The sequence below is a fragment of the Diaphorobacter sp. HDW4A genome (assembly GCF_011305995.1).
In the GTDB taxonomy this organism is placed as follows: domain Bacteria; phylum Pseudomonadota; class Gammaproteobacteria; order Burkholderiales; family Burkholderiaceae_C; genus Diaphorobacter_A.
In genome coordinates this window covers 3902912-3919170 of the sequence record NZ_CP049910.1, presented here as the reverse complement: position 1 = coordinate 3919170, position 16259 = coordinate 3902912, and the positions used below count along the sequence as shown (strand labels likewise).

The window sequence follows — 16259 nt, the reverse complement described above, 5'->3', positions numbered from 1 at the left end:
CTTTCAAATGCGCGCTGACAGAGATTATCTGCAGCGCGTTTTTTTGCCATCTTTATCCATTCTTTATACGTACGACGTGAAGCTCTGCATGGCATGAATACGCCAGGTTCTATCGTTACGCTCGCTTTTCATTCAATGACATCGGGAGGATAAGGATGAGCAGACGCTTTGAATTGCTGGCGTTGCAGTCGGCGAAATGGGGGATTCGATGCACAGCAGCTTGCGCTGCGCTGCTGGGTGCGACGGCGGCGTTTGCCGATCCGCTGGCATCGCCGGGTTATGTGGGGCCGCTGCAACCGGCGGGCGATCCACTGTCGTTTGATGGTGGAGTGTTGGGGCACGTTTATATGTCGGGTCAGCTGAGTGCACTGGGTTTGGTGCAAAGCCATTCCACCGATGGTTCGCGTGGACGTGGAGACTTGAGCAACGCGCAGTTCGAACTGCAGACTATCGATGGGCCGCTGCAGTTCTATGCGCAGGCGGGTGCCTATTCGCTGCCTGCCTTGGGCTCTGCGTATATAAGGGCGCGCAAGGCCACGGACGATTTGTATGGTGTTTTGCCGGTGGCTTATGCAAAAGTGGTTTTGAATTCGCAGTTGAGTGTGATGGCAGGGGCTTTGCCGACGCTGGTTGGTGCAGAGTCTACTTTCACTTTCCAAAATATGAACATTCAGCGTGGGCTGCTCTGGAATCAAGAACCTGCGATCAGTCGCGGCGTGCAGGTGAACTACAGCGCCGATGTAGTGAATGCTGCCGTGTCCATCAACGACGGTTTCTATTCGGGCAAGTACAACTGGGTTTCCGGATCGTTGTCCTATGCGTTCGACACCTCGAATACGGTGACCCTGGTGGGCGCTGGGGCGCTCTCGCGCAGCCATGAATCTTCTGCGGCTACGCCACTCGTGCAGAACAACGGAAGCATCTTCAATTTGATCTACAGCCATACGCAAGGCGCGCTGACGCTCACGCCTTATCTGCAGTACAGCGAGGTGAAGCGGGATGAGTCGCTGGGGCTGGATCGCTCGGCGAAAGCCTATGGAGCGGCGCTGCTCGCCAAGGTTGGATTCGATTCCGAATGGTCGCTTGCCACACGTGCCGAGTATTTGAAGAGCAGCGGCGGGTCCTGTGGTGCGATGCCGGACTGCCAGTCAACCAGTCTGCTGTTCGGGCCGGGCAGTAGCGCATGGTCTGTGACGATCACGCCGACATGGCAAAGCGGCCGCTTGTTTGCCCGTGGCGAATTGGGATATGTACGCACCGTGAAGCCCGCTGCGGGGGCATCTTTTGGGTCAGACGGCACGCAGCGTGGACAACTGCGTGCGTTGGTGGAGGCGGGTTTTCTGTTCTGAATCACGGAAGCGATTCAAGTCAAGAACCATGGTCCGCCACGTCCGTAGTGCGAATCAGCTTTTGAGTGAAGGCTGGTTCGGCGTGCCCGTCAGATAGCCCACGGCCGCACCCGACTTGTTCTTGTAGTTCGCTTTGATCAGCGGATCCAGCGTGTCCTTCACGACGGCGTGGATGCCGCCCCAGTCACCGGCGTGCTGGAAGTTGCTCATGATGTAGGTCCAGCCGTTGATTTCGTCGACGGCGTGCAGGCCGGTAGATTCACCACCTGCGGGGATCGACATCAAGCGCGAGAGCGTCTTGGTGTCGATGTTGTAGGCCCACAGGAAGTTGTTCACGTGCTGGCTGGAGTCTTCGCCGATGAACAGGGTGCGCATCTTTTCCGAGAACTTGAGGTTGTCGGGGTTGCAGATCTTGTTCGGGTTGCCGGTGTTGCCAAGGGCGTCGGCGGAGATGTCCTCACCGGCCAGCAGTGCCTTCGTGTCGACGGGCATCCACTCGCTGTTGATGGCAGCGCCAGAAGTGTCCTTCTGTCCGCCGCGCAGGTTCAGCGCCATCACGGCACCCGCGTTCAGCGCCTTGGGGATGGACACGCCGTTGCCCGGCACGTTGGCTGCGTTGCCTGCCACCATAGACGATTGGCAGTTCTGCAGTGCAGAGTAAGCAATCTTGTCCTTGGCGTTGACGGTCGTGCCTTCCATCTTGGTGAAGCCCATGCTTGCGCCCTTGAGGGCGGCGTAGCGGTGGGTTTCGAGGAAGGCTGCGGCCTTTTCCATGCCAGCGTTCAGCTTGATCCACTCGGTCTTGCCGTTGGCGACAATCTTGGTGAAGCTTGTGTCTTCCGGGTCCTTGCTCACCACGGTCATGATGTCGGTGGGCTTGAGCGTGCTGGCCAGATTCTCGATCTCGGCGCTGGTGGCCGAACCGAGCTTGATCCAGGTGAGTGCGGCAGCTCCCGTAGCGGATGGGTCGATAGAGAAGCCTGCGCCGACCTTGGCGACGTACAGCGATCCGGAGGAAAGGTCCTTTTCCTTATCGGCCACGAACACGAAGTACGCGCTGTTCGTCGCATCGTCACCCATCAGGGCGGTGCGCGAATCAGGCATCACCTGTACGAGTTCGTGCGAGATGCGGCCCATGCAGAAATGCTTCTTGATCGAGGCAGTGCCGTCTTTGTTGACGATGATTTCGGGCATGTGACCGTAGTGATACGGATTGGCTGCGGTGTCACTGCCGTACAGGTTCTTGGAGTAGGCCTTGAACATGGCATTCGATGCGATGCTGAACGCATCGGGCTCGTACTCTTCGCTCGACAGGTGGGTGCCCCAAGGCGAGAGGCTTGCGCCGCAGGTGATCCACAGACCGTGCACCTTCGAGGTGTCGACGTTGTGGTACTTCACGAGGCTGAGCTTGCCGGTCTTCTGGTCCTGGTCGAGTGTGAGCACGGCGATGGGCGACGGCAGCTTGCCGTACATGTCGCTCTTGCCGTCTTGCGCCCAAGTGGTGTATTCGAACTGCACCACGGCGAACACGGGCTTGCCCTTCACGCCGTCAACCTTGGCATCGGCCACGGTCAGCAGCGATGTGCCGTCCGGCGAATCGGAGAAGAACTGGCGTTCGCTTCCGGCCACGGTGGCGTCGGTGATCGGCTTGTTGTTGATGTCCACATAACCACCGGCCAGTATCTTGCCGCCCTTGCCATCGCTGACCATGTCGCCGGTAATGAAGAACGGCTGGTAGGCGAGGTTGTAGGTCTGGCTACTGTCATCATCGAACAGCACCTTCATGGCGGAGCCAACAGTCGTCGTCGCCATGGCTGCGGGTGCGGCCAGCGTGGGTGCTGCCATGCCGGTGAAGCTCACGGATTTGAAGCTTGCATTGCCGCCACCGCCACCGCCGCATGCGGTAAGAAGGGCTGCGGACGCGCCCGCGCCCAGCGGCAGCATAGGGATGCCAGCGAGCATTTGCAGGGTCTTGCGACGGGAGAGCAGTGGGGATTGAGACATCGTGCTTTTCGTTGGATGGGTGAAACTGCCGTGCTGCGCTCATGTGAATGAACGCAGCACAAACGCAAACGAGAAGCAAGGGGTGGATGGCTGGGAAGCGTGATGACGCCCTCGCTCTCTCTGGCACGCATCCTAAAAAACGAGGGTGACAGCGCTTTGACGTTTGTGTGACGTTTTCGTGTCATTCATTGATGGCGCAGCGCATGAAACTGGCGCGACCCTAAGCGAGAGCAGCCGCGCAAGGGCCGCCCCGCTGCGCTGGCTGCGTCCCCCTCCCGCGAAGCGAGAGAGGGGAAGGCGCGAGGCGACTCAGGGGACTTTGCAGTGATCCGTGGTCCATTCAATCGGCGCGGCCTAGGCGAGGGCAGCCGCGCAAGGGCCGCCCCGCCGCGCTGGCTGCGTCCCCCTCCCGCGAAGCGAGAGAGGGGGAAGGCGCGAAGCGGCTCAGGGGGTGCTTCTCTTAACGTCGCGACGAGGTCACGATGCCTGCGACGATCAGCGCGAACGCGATGGCGTGGTAGAGATGCGGTGCCTCGCCGAGCAGCGCGAGCGACAGCACGGCTGCGAACAGTGGCGTGAGATTGATGAAGAAGCCTGCGACCACCGGGCCCGCGCGTTGAACGCCGAGGCCCCAGCAGCGATACGCCATGATGGCCGGGCCGATGCAGATGAAGGCCATGGCGGCGGCGAGCTTCCAGCTCCAGAGAATCTCGCGGTGATCCATGGACCACTCGATGCCCGCGAACGCGCCTGACCAGCCGAGGCCGAACACCATCTGCGCGATGAGGAACATGGCCCAGTCGCTGCGGATGCTGGTGGGCTCGCTGGTGCGCACCAGCAGCCAGCTGTAGAGCGACCACGAGATCACGGCGAGCACCATGTAGAGATCGCCGATCACCAGCCGCAGTGAGAGCAACTGGTGAATGTCGCCGCGGCAGAGCACGAGCACCACGCCGACGATGGACAGCACCGCGCCGATGATCTGCTCGCGCCTTGCGGGCACGCCGAAGAACACCGCGCCGATGAACAGCATGAACACCGGCGTGCTGGCGCCGACGAGCGTGACGTTGAGCGGCGTCGAGGTGCCGAGCGCCAGATACTGCAGCGCGTTGTAGCAGCCCACGCCCAGCAGGCCGAGCAGGCAGTAGCGCCTCCAGTGCGGCCACATGGGACTGGACGGACGTAGCGCTTGCCATGCAAACGGCAGCAGGATGACGAAGGCCAGCGCCCAGCGCAGGAAGTTCAGCGTGGCGGGCGGAATGAGGTCGTGGACCAGCTTGCCGGTGACCGCGTTGCCAGCCCACAGGAGCGGCGCGATCGTCAGCATGGCGATGGTGCCGGGTGCTATTTTTTGCGTCATGAGGCGGCGATTGTAGGTAGCGCCGAGGGGCTCTGCATTCCGTCTCGCGGGAGGGCTGACGTGGGCGCGGGTGTTCAATTCGTGGCAGGATGCAAATTCGGGATTTTTCATATCCAACCAGACAACGAAACAGGAGATCCGACGCCATGACTCTCGCCGTACAAATCCGCCAGCATGGCGGCCCCGAAGAGCTGCAACTCGTCGACGTGCAAGTGGGTGAGCCTGGCCCCGGAGAGATCCGTATCCGCCACAAGGCCATCGGCCTGAACTTCATCGACGTGTACCACCGCACGGGGTTGTATCCGCTCAAGATGCCGGCGGGCATCGGAATGGAGGCTTCGGGTGTGATCGAAGCGGTGGGCGAGGGCGTCACACACTTGCAGGTGGGCGACCGCGCGGCCTACGCCGGTCAGCCGCCAGGTAGCTATTGCGAAGCACGCGTGATGCCCGCGATGAACGTCTGCAAGCTGCCTGATGCGATCAGCTTCGAGACCGGTGCGGCGATGATGCTCAAGGGCTTGACCGCGCAGTATCTGCTCAAGAAAGCGCGCCCGGTCGAAGGACTCGAGAAGGGCGACCATGTGCTGTTTCACGCGGCCGCTGGCGGCGTGGGCCTGATCGCCTGCCAGTGGGCGAAGGCGCTTGGCCTGCAGCTCATCGGCACGGCGGGTTCGGATGCCAAGTGCCAGCTGGCGCTCGCCAACGGCGCAGCGCACGCCATCAACTACAACACCGAGGACTTTGCTGCGCGCGTGAAGGAGATCACCGGCGGCAAGGGCGTGAAGGTGGTGTACGACTCGGTGGGCAAGGACACCTGGGACAAGTCGCTCGAATGCCTGCGCCCGTTTGGCCTGATGGCGAGCTTCGGCAACGCATCCGGTCCGGTGCCGCCGTTTGCACCGGCAGTACTCGGCAAGTACGGCTCGATCTATGTGACGCGCCAGACGCTGTTCACCCACATCAGCAACCGCGCGGCTACCCAGGCCATGGCCGATGATCTGTTCGCCGTGGTGGCGAGCGGCGAGGTGAAGATCCACATCGAGCAGCGCTACCCGCTCAAGGACGTGCAGCAGGCGCATCGCGATCTGGAAGCGCGCAAGACGACCGGCTCGACCATTCTCACGCTGGATTGATGGCGAAAGGCGACGATGCAGGCAAGCGCAGCAACGACGGGAACGCCCGCTCCGGCATGGCTGGCGGCGGCACGCGCGCATGCGCAACGCGCACCTGTGGCCGCGCGAGATGTGCTGATCGTGCAGGGGTATGTGGTGGGCTCGGTGGAGCGCGTCGTGCTCGAGCAGATCGTGCAGAGCGGCTTGATCGATCCGGTGTTCGCGGCGCTGCGGCGTGCCGATGACGGCTGGCATCTGCGCTCGATTCAGGGCGATGCCACTGAGGCCATGAACATGTTGGCTGCGGCGCTGCGTCGTACCGGCATGTGCGGCCCTTGGCGCAATGAACAGTTGCTCGTGCTCGATCCAACGGGGGAGCGCGTGGGCACGGTGGAGCGCGGCGCAGTGCGTCCACTCGGCATCGCCACCTGCGCCGTTCACCTGATCGGCACCGCCCAGGATGGCCGCATGTGGGTGCAGCAGCGCGCATTCAACAAGGCCAACAACCCCGGCATGTGGGACACGCTGATGGGCGGCATGGTCTCGGCCGCCGACTCGCTCAAGCAGGCGCTCGAGCGCGAGACCTGGGAAGAGGCGGGCCTGCGCATGGCCGATCTGCGCGACCTGCGGCACGGCGGCCATGTCGATTTCGCGCAGCCAGCGGAAGAGGAAAACAACGCGGGCTACATGCGCGAGCGCATCGACTGGTTCGCGGCCACCGTACCCGCCGACATCAAACCTGTGAATCAGGATGGCGAGGTCGAGCGCTTCGAGCTGTGGACCACGGCCGTGGTGCAGGAGCACTTGGCGCGCGGTGAATTCACGCCCGAGGCGGCCCTGCTGCTGGCCGACTATTTCGGCTGGTGATTGGGCTAGCTTGAGCCAGCTTGGCAGCCTGCTCTCGCACCAGTTGCCAGGCCGTCTGCGCGAGGGGTGAGAGCGCGCGGTTGCGCCGCTGCACCAGCATCACCTGCCGGTCCATGCGCGGCGTGAGCGGGCGTACGCAAAGCCCCGAATCGCCTGCAAATCCTTGCGGCGGCAGCGCCATCTGCGGAATCACTGCGACGCCGAGGCCCGCTTCGAGCATGCGAAAGATCGTCGTGCTGTGGCCCACTTCCTGCGCCACCGTGCACTGCACGCCAAGCCTGGCGAGCACCTCGTCGATCAGGCGGCGGCTGCCCGATGCGTGATCGAGCAGCACCAGCGATTCGCCGTTCAGATCCTTCCAGCGCACCTGCTGCAGGCTCGCGAGGCGATGCTCCTTGGGACAGGCCAGCAGAAACGGCTCGCTGAGAATCGTCTCGCAGGTCAGCGCCTCGCGCTCCTCGGGATCGATCACCACGCCGAAATCCACCTCGCCCGACAGCACGCTCGCCAGCGTCGCGTTCTGCACGCGGTCGAGCAGCATCAGCTCCATGCCCGGATGCAGCTCGTGGCACAGCGCGATGCACTCTGGCATGAGATTGGCCGACAGCGTCGGGCTGCTCGCCACCCGCACCCGGCCCCGGCGCCCGGTGGCCATGCCTGCCACGTCGAGCAGGGTGGAGTCCAGATCGTCCAGCACGCGCGGCAGCCGCGTGGCCAGACTGTGGCCCGCATCGGTCAGCTCGACCTCGCGCGTCGTGCGGTTCACGAGCTGCAGACCGAGCTGCGCCTCCAGCTCGGTGATGCTGCGGCTCACGGCTGGCTGGGTGAGCCCGATGAGATTGCCGGTGCGGCTGAAATTGCGCGTCTCGGCCACCGAGAGAAACACCTGCAGCTGTCGCAAGGTCACATTCATGATTTCAACTCATGAAATTATCAAATAAATCGATTTTACTTTGCGCTGGCCATGCGGTCCAATCCGTAGCAGTACTCATCAATAACAGGCTCTTCGGGGCCAGGTTCCCGTCATGGCTCGCTCCCGCTTTCTTCCCGACAACTTCACGCTGATGCTCATCACCACGGTGGCATTGGCGAGCTTCGTGCCCGTCTCCGGACAGGCCGCCCATTTCTTCGAGGGCGTCACCACGGCGGCCGTCGCGCTGCTGTTCTTTCTGCATGGCGCCAAGCTCTCGCGCGACGCGATTTTTGCGGGCATAGGCCACTGGCGACTGCACCTGCTGGTGTTCGCCACCACCTTCATCGTGTTTCCCATCGTCGGTGTGGCGCTGCGCCCGGTCCTCGAGCCACTGGTCACGCCGCAACTCTACACCGGCGTGCTGTACCTCTGCGTGCTGCCCGCCACCGTGCAATCGGCGATTGCCTTCACCGCGATGGGCCGTGGCAACATGCCCGCCGCGATCTGCAGCGCATCGGCTTCGACGCTGCTCGGCATCGTCGTCACCCCGCTGCTCGTGAAAATCGTTCTGCCGCAAGCCGGTGATGCGCACCACGACGCGCTCGACAGCATCGGCAAGATCATGCTGCAACTGCTGCTGCCCTTCGTCGCTGGTCATCTGCTGCGCCCCTGGATCGGTGACTTCGTGAAGAAGCACGCCAAGGTGCTGAAGATAGTTGACCAGGGCTCGATCCTGCTCGTGGTGTTCACAGCATTCAGCGCGGCTGTGGTGGCAGGCATCTGGCACCAACTGCCGTTGGCTGCATTGCTCGGGCTGTTGTTGGTGAGCGCGATTATTTTGGCCATCGTGTTGCTGTTCACCACATTTATCTCGCGCAAGCTGGGGTTCAACAAGGAAGACGAGATCACGATTGTTTTCTGTGGCTCCAAGAAGAGTCTGATCAGCGGTGTGCCGATGGCGAAGGTGATCTTTCCTTCTGCGGATGCGGGGTTGATCGTGTTGCCGTTGATGATCTTTCATCAACTGCAGTTGATGGTGTGTGCGGTGTTGGCGCAGAGGTATGCTCGGCGGGCTGAGGTGCTCGCCTCTCCTTCTGCGGATGTGGCTGCTTGTTCGTCGGCTACTGCTACTACTGTTTCCAAGGTTTGATGTTTTTGGTGTTTTGAGGGCGGAGGCCGGGAGTTCCGCCCGGCGGCGGAGTAACTTTTTGGTCTTGCCCAAAAAGTTACCAAAAATGCGCTTTTCAATACCCGCGGCAGAACTCGACTTCGCGAGATGTTGGTGCGCGAGTGTTGTGCGATTTACTGACTGCCGCGAGATCATCCTTGCGCAAAAGAGCAGTGGGCGTTTGAATCCCAATGCAGCTACGCAAACACCCTGGCACGAGCGCAGCGATGTGCCGCAAACACCTCTTCCAGACTGATTTCCGGCGGTTGTTCGAGCAGAGTGACGAAGGAACGCCGCGAGTTTCGCCGGAGGTATTCAAAAGCGCGTTTTTGATTACTTTTTGCGCGCAAGCAAAAAGTGATTGCCCCGCCGGGGGCAGTCCCGGCCTCCGCTCTCAACCCAACAGCAGAAGCATAGAGAGATAACAAGCCTCAAGCGTTACTGTGCTCAGCCGCCGCAGCGCGCGGTGAAGCCGGAGTTGCAGCATTCGCCGCCGCCTCGTTAATCGCCTTGACCCGGCTAGGCACCAACTCCCCAGCCGATTCCAGAATCGGATAAGCAATCGAGCAGATCAGTGAGTTGATCCGCTTGAGGTCGCTGATCAGATCGATGTGCAGCGAACTCGTCTCGATGCTCTGCATGGTGTTCTCGGACAACCTGGCCAAATGGGTTGTGGAGTACGTCCGCTCCAGATCCCGGAAGCGAACTTTCTCTTCCAGCAGACGCTTGGCATCACGCACGTTGCCGTTCAAGAACACACTCATCCCCAGCCGCAGGTTGCTGACCAGACGGCCATGCAGTTCGGTGATTTCGGCCATGCCAGCTTCGGAGAACTTGCGGCCTTTTTTGATCTTCTTGTCTTCGATGTCGATGATCACGCGCTCGATGATGTCGCCGATCTGCTCCATGTTGATGGTGAAGCTGATGATGTCGGCCCAGCGCTTGCTTTCCTCTTCACCCAACGCCTCGCGCGAGATCTTGGTGAGGTAGTACTTGATGGCGGAGTAGAGCTGGTCGACCTCGTCGTCCATCTTGCGGATGCGCTCGGCCTGTTGCTCGTCGTTCTTCTGGATCACATCAAGCATGCCGGTGAGCATGGTCTCGACCACGTCGGCTTGATAGAGCGCCTCGCGGGCGGCGCACGAGATGGCGAGCGATGGGGTGGATAGCGCAGAGGGATCGAGATGATGCGGGCGGCGGGGTTTGTCTTCCATGGGCTTGGGCATCAGCTTGGTCATCAGATCAGCCACCCATTGCGTGAAGCCGATGAAGCCCACGCTGATGATGATGTTGTAGGCCAGGTGGAACAGCACGACGCTCTGCGCGGCATTGGGAAGCAGTGGTTGAACGTACTTCATCCATGTGCCGATGAACGGCGTCATGATGATCACGCCGAGCACCTTGAAGACCATGTTGCCGACGGTGACCTGGCGCACTTCGACGGCGGACTTGGCGGTGGTCATCACGGCCAGCAGGCCGCTGCCGAGGTTGGCGCCGAGAACGAGTCCGAGCGCCACGTCGAGCGGCACGACGTTCGATGCCGCCATGGCCGAGATCAGCAGCACGATGGCCAAACTGGAATAGGCCACGACCGCGAGCACGCAGCCCATCACCAGCTCCATGAAGATGTCGCTGCTGATGGAGTTGAGCATCGCCTTGATGATGGGCGAGGCCAGCATCGGCTCGCTGGCCTGCACTACCATGTCGAGCGCGAGCAGCATCAGGCCGAGGCCGATCAGCACGCGGCCAACGCGGCCTGCAGTGCTGGCCTGGCGGGTGACGAACAGGATCACACCGACCAGAATGAAGACCGGCGAGAGCCACGAAAGATCAACCGAGAACAGCACCGACATGAGCGCCGTGCCGACATCTGCGCCGCGCATCACCGCCAGAGCGGCGGGCAGGGCGATCAGTCCCTGACCAACGAAGGACGAGGTCATCAGCGACGTGGCGGTGCTCGATTGCACCAGCGCCGTGACGCCCATGCCGGACAAGGCCGCCGTGAAACGGTTGCCCATGCTGCGGGCGAGAAGGGAACGGAGGTTTGCGCCGAAAACGCGCAGCACGCCGGTTCGCACCAGGTGGCTTCCCCACACGAGTAGCGCGATGGCGGCTAATAGATTCAACAAATGCTTCACTGTCGCTCGAGTCTACATCTATGTGACAGTTGTGTGTCGGTGCGTGGATTTAGGGCTGTCCGCAGTTGATTTTTGCGTGGTTAAGCGTATGGAGGCGGATGTGTGGCCTCGCTCCAGCGGATGTGGAATCGCTTTTGAAAGGGCGTGTGGATGACATCCCGGAGTGAGAGCACACCTACAATCGGACGCGGCCACTGGGCCTGGTGGCGCTGCAGGGACCACCGTAGGAGACCGAGGCAATGGCAGCGCAATTTCTGCATTTTTGGGAGACATCAGAATGACAAAGAGTGACCGTAAATCCTCTTGCAAGAACAATGCCATCAAGCGCACTGCGCTCGTGGCCTTCATGACGCTGGCCTTCTCGGCGGGTGCTCAAGCGCAACAACCGCCGCAGGCCGCCATGGCCGCGATCCAGAGCGCGCAGGCGCAGACGCTGCATGCGCAGATCGACCAGCGTGCCAAGGCCATCGAGCAACAACTGATCGCATGGCGCCGCGACATCCACCAACATCCTGAACTCGGCAACCTCGAAACGCGCACGGCAGCGCTGGTTGCGGACCACTTGCGCAAGCTTGGCATGGAGGTGAAGACCGGCGTGGCAGTGACCGGCGTGGTCGGCCTGCTCAAGGGCGGTAAGCCCGGCCCTGTGGTGGCGCTGCGCGCCGACATGGACGCGCTGCCGGTGAAGGAGCAGAACGAACTGCCGTTCGCCTCCAGGGCCAAGGGCCAGTTTCTCGGCAAGGAAGTGGACGTGATGCACGCCTGTGGCCACGACACCCACGTCGCCATGCTGATGGCAACCGCCGAAGTGCTGGCCGGCATGAAGGACCAGTTGCCCGGCAGCGTGAAGTTCATCTTCCAGCCTGCAGAGGAGTCGCCCGCCACCTTCGAGCCCGATGGAGAGAAGATCTGGGGCGCCAAGCAGATGGTCAAGGAAGGCGTGATGCTGAATCCGAAGGTCGATGCGGTCTTCGGCCTGCATGTCTCGAGCGCCTATCCCGCCGGCTACATCGCATGGCGTCCGGGCCCGGCCATGTCGTCTGCGGACCAGTTCTGGATCGACGTGACCGGCAGGCAGACGCACGGTGCGCGCCCGTGGTCCGGCGTCGACCCGATCGTCGCGAGCGCGCAGATCATCACCGGCATCCAGACCATCGTGAGCCGTCAGGCCAACATCGGGCTGGAGCCAGCGGTGGTCACCGTGGGCGCGATCAACGGTGGCAACCGCATGAACATCATCCCCGACAAGGTCTCGATGATCGGCACCATCCGCACGTACGATGAAGGCATGAAGAAGGACATCCACAAGCGCCTCGCCACCACGGCCGAACATATCGCCGAAAGCTCGGGCGCCAAGGCCAAGGTGAGGGTCGTCGAGCTCTATAACGCGGTGGTCAACCCCGCCGACCTCGTCGCGCAGATGGGCCCCACGCTCGAGCGCGTGGCAGGCAAGGGCAACTACGGCGTGCAGCCCAAGTCCGCCGCCTCGGAAGACTTCTCGTTCTACCAACAGGAAGCGCCGGGCATGTTCTTCTACCTCGGCGTCACGCCGAAAGACAAGGACCCGAACACCGCCCCAAACAACCACTCGCCACTGTTCTTCGCAGACGAGTCGTCGATGATCTACGGCGTGCGCGCGCTGTCGAACATGGCGGTGGACTATATGCTGGCGGCTCAGAAAAACTGAGCCCCCTGAGTCGCCGGGCAGTGCAAAGAACTGTTGTTGAGAGAGTTTCGCCTCGCTGCAAAATTGAAAAGCCCGCTGGAGTCATCCGACGGGCTTTTTTATGGCTGGGGGCTTTGCGTCTGCTCGTGTGGCCGTTTCGATCCAATGGTCTTCAGTCGATCAGCTTGCCGCCCTCATGAAACGGAAACGGCCCCTCGAACGCGCCGCTGGCCGCGAGGTGCGAGACCAGGCGGCCGCCTTGGGGCAGCGCGTGCAGCGCGTAGGACGGGGGCTCCAGCGTCCAGGCCGAGGCAGCGTTGGGGTCGATGTCGAGGCAGACCTGATGTGCTGGCGAGGGCACGGTCGATGCGATGGTGCCGCCGAAGCGCACCTGGATGCTGCGGTGCAGGTGGCCGCAGATCACGCGTTCCACGTTGGGAAAGCGGGCGACGATGGCTTCGAGTTCGGGGGCTCCGGTGAGCAGGCCGATCTTGTCCATGTGGCCGATGAGGGTCTGGAATGGCGGGTGGTGCATGGCGATCACGACGGGCTTGTGGCGTTGCTTCTCCAACTCTTCTTCAAGCCATGCAAGGCGCTGGTGGCACAGCGTGCCGTGGCTTTCGCCGGGGGTGACCGTGTCGAGCGTGACGAGCTGCAGTTCGCCGACGGGCACGCTGTATTGCACGAAACCTTCGGTGCCGAGATACGCATGCGTCGAAAAGCTCGCTCGCAGCTGCTGGCGTTCGTCGTGGTTGCCGGGCAGCAGGTAGAGCGGCACATCACCGAGCGGCGCGAGCAGCGATTGCAGGTGCTCGTACTCGGTGGCGCGGCCGAAGTCCGTGAGGTCGCCGGTGATGACGATGGCGTCTGGGCGCTGCGGTTGATGCAGGATGGTCTGCACGGCCTGCGCGAGATAGGGCGCAGTGTTGATGCGTCCGTAGGCGAGCTTGCCCGGTTCGCGGATGTGTGGGTCGGAGAGCTGAAGCAGCAGGGTCATCTCGTTATCGTTTCTGGAATTCATGGCGCTTCGTCCTCCATCATGGGCATCAGGTGTTCGGGCGCGATGCGGATGCCGACCACCTCGCCTTCGCGAGCCGCGTGATCGCGATTCACGTCTGCCAGAAGTGCGCCCTGTCCAATGACGTTCAGCGTGAGCTGCACGCGGTCACCGAGGAAATTGCGGCGCTGCACTTCGGCGCGGCCCCAGCCGGATTCGGCGTGGCCGATCTGGATGTCTTCGGGGCGCACGAGAACCGAGGCCTGCGCGGTGGGGCAGACAAGCGCGATGCCGCCGAGGTCGAGCATGCCGCTGCCGTTGCTGGTCAGCTTGTTCACCCGGCCGAGAAAGGCTGCGACGAAGGGATGGGCCGGTGTGCGGTACAGCGATTCGCCATCGCCGATCTGCACGATGCGACCCGCGCGCATCACCGCGAGACGGTCTGCAATCGCCAGCGCCTCCTGTTGATCGTGGGTGACGTGAACGGCCGTGATGTGCAGACGGCGCAGCAGCTCGGCGAGTTCATCACGCAGCGATTCCTTGAGCTTGGCGTCGAGCGCGGTGAGCGGCTCATCGAGCAGCAGCACGCGTGGCTTGGCAGCCACGGCGCGCGCGAGGGCCACACGCTGGCGCTGGCCGCCCGAGAGTTCGGCGGGGCGCTTTTTCCCAAGGCCGTTGAGGCGCACGAGGTCCACGAGTTCGCCGACGATGCGCTGGCGTTCTGCTTCAGGCGTGCCCCGGATCTTGAGGCCATAGCCGATGTTGGCCTGCACCGTCATCTGCGGGAACAGCGCGTAGTGCTGGAACACCATGCCCACGTTGCGATGCTCGATGGGCGTGTGGGTCACATCGGTGTCGCCAAAGCGGATGACGCTGCCCGCATCGGGCGACTCGAGTCCGGCGATCAGGCGCAGCAGCGTCGTCTTGCCGCAGCCCGAGGGGCCGAGCAGCGCGAGCACCTCGCCGGGCTCCACAGTCAGCGTGGTGGGTTGCAGGCCGCGCGTTCCGTCGGCATAGGTCTTGGCGCAGTTGACGATGTCGATGCGCGTGCGTTCAATTTCCATAATGTTTTCCGATCAGGGTGCCCACTGCCTGCAGTGCCCAGAGCACCGGCAGGATCACCACCAGAAAGACCAGCGTGTAGGCCGATCCGATCTCGATGCGCATGGACGCGTAGCTGTCGGCCAGGCCCACAGGCAGGGTGCGTGTGAGCGGCGTGTGCAGCATCCATGTGAGGTTGAATTCGCCGACGGACAGCGTGAACACCATCAGGCTACCAGCGATGATGGCGGGGAGCACGGCGGGCACGAGCACGCCGAGAAAGCGCTGAGAAAAGCTCGCGCCGAGTGAGCGCGCGGCTTCTTCAAGCGCGAGCAGTTCGTGCTTCTGCAGAGCGGACGATACGGTGCGCACCATGAAGGGCAGCGTGAACACCATATGCCCGACGAGGATGAACGCGAAGCTCTGACGAAAGCCCTGCAGCGTGCCGTAAGCGAGGATCAGCGCGAGCGCGCTGGCCAGGCCCGGAACGGCCACTGGCAGCGTGAGCAGCTCCTCGAACAGGCGCGCCCAGCGCGACTGGGTGCGCGCCAGCATGTAGGCGCAGGGCACGCCGATCAGCAAGTTGCCGATCACGCACATCGCTGCAATCGCGAGCGACCAGACGACGGTGTTCCCGTAGTTGTCCCAGACCTCGAAGAGCCAGCGCGTGGTGAGTCCGCTCTTGAGTCCGGCACTGTAGTTGTTGACGAGGCCGGCCATTACCGACAGGGCGATGGGCGCGAGCATGAACACCGCGACCAGCGCGGTCAGCAGCATCAGTGAAAGCGGGGCTTGTCTTGCATTTCTCATGATGGATGGCGCCCCTTCAGATGGCGACGCTGCCGGACACGCGGCGCGATATCCACAGCACGGCCCAGGTGATCACGCCGAGCGCAATCGACAGGCTGGCCGCGAGCGCGAAGTTGGCGTAGTTGGTGAACTCGTTGTAGATGGTGATGGGCAACACCTCGAATTTGGCCGACAGAGTGAACGCTGTACCAAACGCCCCCATGGCAGTGGCAAACACGATGGCTCCGCAGGCGAGCGTGGTGGGCGCGAGTTCGGGAATCCACACATCGCGCGCCACGTTCCAGCGCGACGCGCCCATGGAGCGGGCGGCCTCTTCGAGCTGTGCATCCATGGCCTCGGCCGCCGCCGTGTAGGTGGCGATGGCACGCGGCAGCGAGAAATACAGATACGCGAGGAACAGGCCCAGCAGGCCATAGGCGAAGGTGACACGGCCCCAGCCGAGACTGTTGGTGAGGTCCGCTAGCACGCCTTGTCTGCCGCCCAGCAAAATCATGAAGAAGCCGATGATCACGCCAGGAAACGACAGCGGCAGCGTGAGCAGCGACAGCAGCAACTGCCTGCCGCGAAAGCGCTGGCGTGCGAGCGTGATGCCCACGAGTGCACCAATCACCAGTGTGGCCAGCGTGACGACGAGTGACAGGCCCAAAGTCTGCAAAAGGCTTTGCAGGTAGCGCCCGTTGGTGAGCACGACGAAATAGGCGGCGAGGCCTTGTTCTGCCGGCAGCGCGAGCAGTCGCACCACCGGCAGCAGCCAGAACGCCGCGAAGAACGCCGCTGCGGGGGCCGCACAAACGGCCAGCAGCGTGCGTGAAGGACGGAATCCGGATCGCATGA

The 16259-nt window shown here is 62.6% G+C and carries 13 protein-coding genes; 5 read left to right on the top strand and 8 right to left on the bottom strand.

The genetic code is table 11. The features are described from left to right. The first annotated feature begins 155 nt into the window (after positions 1 to 155). The gene (locus G7047_RS17995; RefSeq protein WP_166308423.1) at positions 156 to 1349 is read left to right on the top strand and encodes an outer membrane beta-barrel protein; all 1194 of its coding nucleotides are present in this window, start codon (positions 156 to 158) and stop codon (positions 1347 to 1349) included. A gap of 54 nt (positions 1350 to 1403) precedes the next feature. On the opposite strand, the gene G7047_RS17990 is transcribed toward G7047_RS17995, so the two are convergent. Then, entirely contained in the window at positions 1404 to 3353 is a 1950-nt protein-coding gene (locus tag G7047_RS17990) for a PhoX family phosphatase (RefSeq protein ID WP_166308420.1), read from the bottom strand. Positions 3354 to 3813: 460 nt separating this feature from the next. Next, positions 3814 to 4713 carry a DMT family transporter gene (locus G7047_RS17985; RefSeq protein WP_166308417.1) on the bottom strand — a complete coding sequence of 300 codons (900 nt, stop codon included), beginning with the start codon at positions 4711 to 4713 and terminating at the stop codon, positions 3814 to 3816. 146 nt (positions 4714 to 4859) lie between these two features. Between G7047_RS17985 and G7047_RS17980 the strand changes: the two genes are divergently transcribed. Both G7047_RS17980 and G7047_RS17975 read left to right on the top strand, forming a co-directional pair. Next, entirely contained in the window at positions 4860 to 5846 is a 987-nt protein-coding gene (locus tag G7047_RS17980; RefSeq protein ID WP_166308414.1) for a quinone oxidoreductase, read from the top strand. 15 nt (positions 5847 to 5861) lie between these two features. Continuing rightward, positions 5862 to 6692, top strand: a complete 831-nt coding sequence (locus G7047_RS17975; RefSeq protein WP_166308411.1) for an NUDIX domain-containing protein — start codon at positions 5862 to 5864, stop codon at positions 6690 to 6692. Here G7047_RS17975 and G7047_RS17970 read toward each other — a convergent pair. After that, positions 6646 to 7605, bottom strand: a complete 960-nt coding sequence (locus G7047_RS17970; protein ID WP_166308408.1) for a LysR family transcriptional regulator — start codon at positions 7603 to 7605, stop codon at positions 6646 to 6648. The genes G7047_RS17975 and G7047_RS17970 overlap by 47 nt on opposite strands. Before the next feature lie 112 nt (positions 7606 to 7717). Here G7047_RS17970 and G7047_RS17965 point away from each other — a divergent pair, with 112 nt between their 5' ends. Further along, complete coding sequence (locus tag G7047_RS17965; protein ID WP_166308405.1) at positions 7718 to 8755, top strand: bile acid:sodium symporter family protein; 1038 nt, start codon at positions 7718 to 7720, stop codon at positions 8753 to 8755. A 449-nt stretch (positions 8756 to 9204) separates the two neighbouring features. Here G7047_RS17965 and G7047_RS17960 read toward each other — a convergent pair whose 3' ends face one another. Beyond that, a complete protein-coding gene (locus tag G7047_RS17960) occupies positions 9205 to 10911 on the bottom strand; it encodes a Na/Pi cotransporter family protein (protein WP_166308402.1) in 1707 nt (568 codons plus the stop codon). A 346-nt stretch (positions 10912 to 11257) separates the two neighbouring features. Here G7047_RS17960 and G7047_RS17955 point away from each other — a divergent pair, with 346 nt between their 5' ends. Further along, a complete protein-coding gene (locus G7047_RS17955; protein WP_166312132.1) occupies positions 11258 to 12598 on the top strand; it encodes an amidohydrolase in 1341 nt (446 codons plus the stop codon). A gap of 151 nt (positions 12599 to 12749) precedes the next feature. On the opposite strand, the gene G7047_RS17950 is transcribed toward G7047_RS17955, so the two are convergent. The 4 genes from G7047_RS17950 to G7047_RS17935 are packed head-to-tail and all read right to left on the bottom strand — an operon-like array spanning position 12750 to position 16257. After that, entirely contained in the window at positions 12750 to 13598 is an 849-nt protein-coding gene (locus G7047_RS17950) for a phosphodiesterase (RefSeq protein WP_166308399.1), read from the bottom strand. Further along, positions 13595 to 14638 carry an ABC transporter ATP-binding protein gene (locus G7047_RS17945; protein ID WP_166308396.1) on the bottom strand — a complete coding sequence of 348 codons (1044 nt, stop codon included), beginning with the start codon at positions 14636 to 14638 and terminating at the stop codon, positions 13595 to 13597. Before G7047_RS17945 ends, G7047_RS17950 begins: the two co-directional genes overlap by 4 nt. Further along, positions 14628 to 15425, bottom strand: coding sequence for an ABC transporter permease (locus G7047_RS17940; RefSeq protein WP_166308394.1), 798 nt, complete (start codon positions 15423 to 15425; stop codon positions 14628 to 14630). Before G7047_RS17940 ends, G7047_RS17945 begins: the two co-directional genes overlap by 11 nt. A gap of 16 nt (positions 15426 to 15441) precedes the next feature. Continuing rightward, positions 15442 to 16257: an ABC transporter permease gene (locus G7047_RS17935; protein ID WP_166308392.1), complete on the bottom strand. Its 816-nt coding sequence runs from the start codon at positions 16255 to 16257 to the stop codon at positions 15442 to 15444. Positions 16258 to 16259 lie beyond the last annotated feature (2 nt).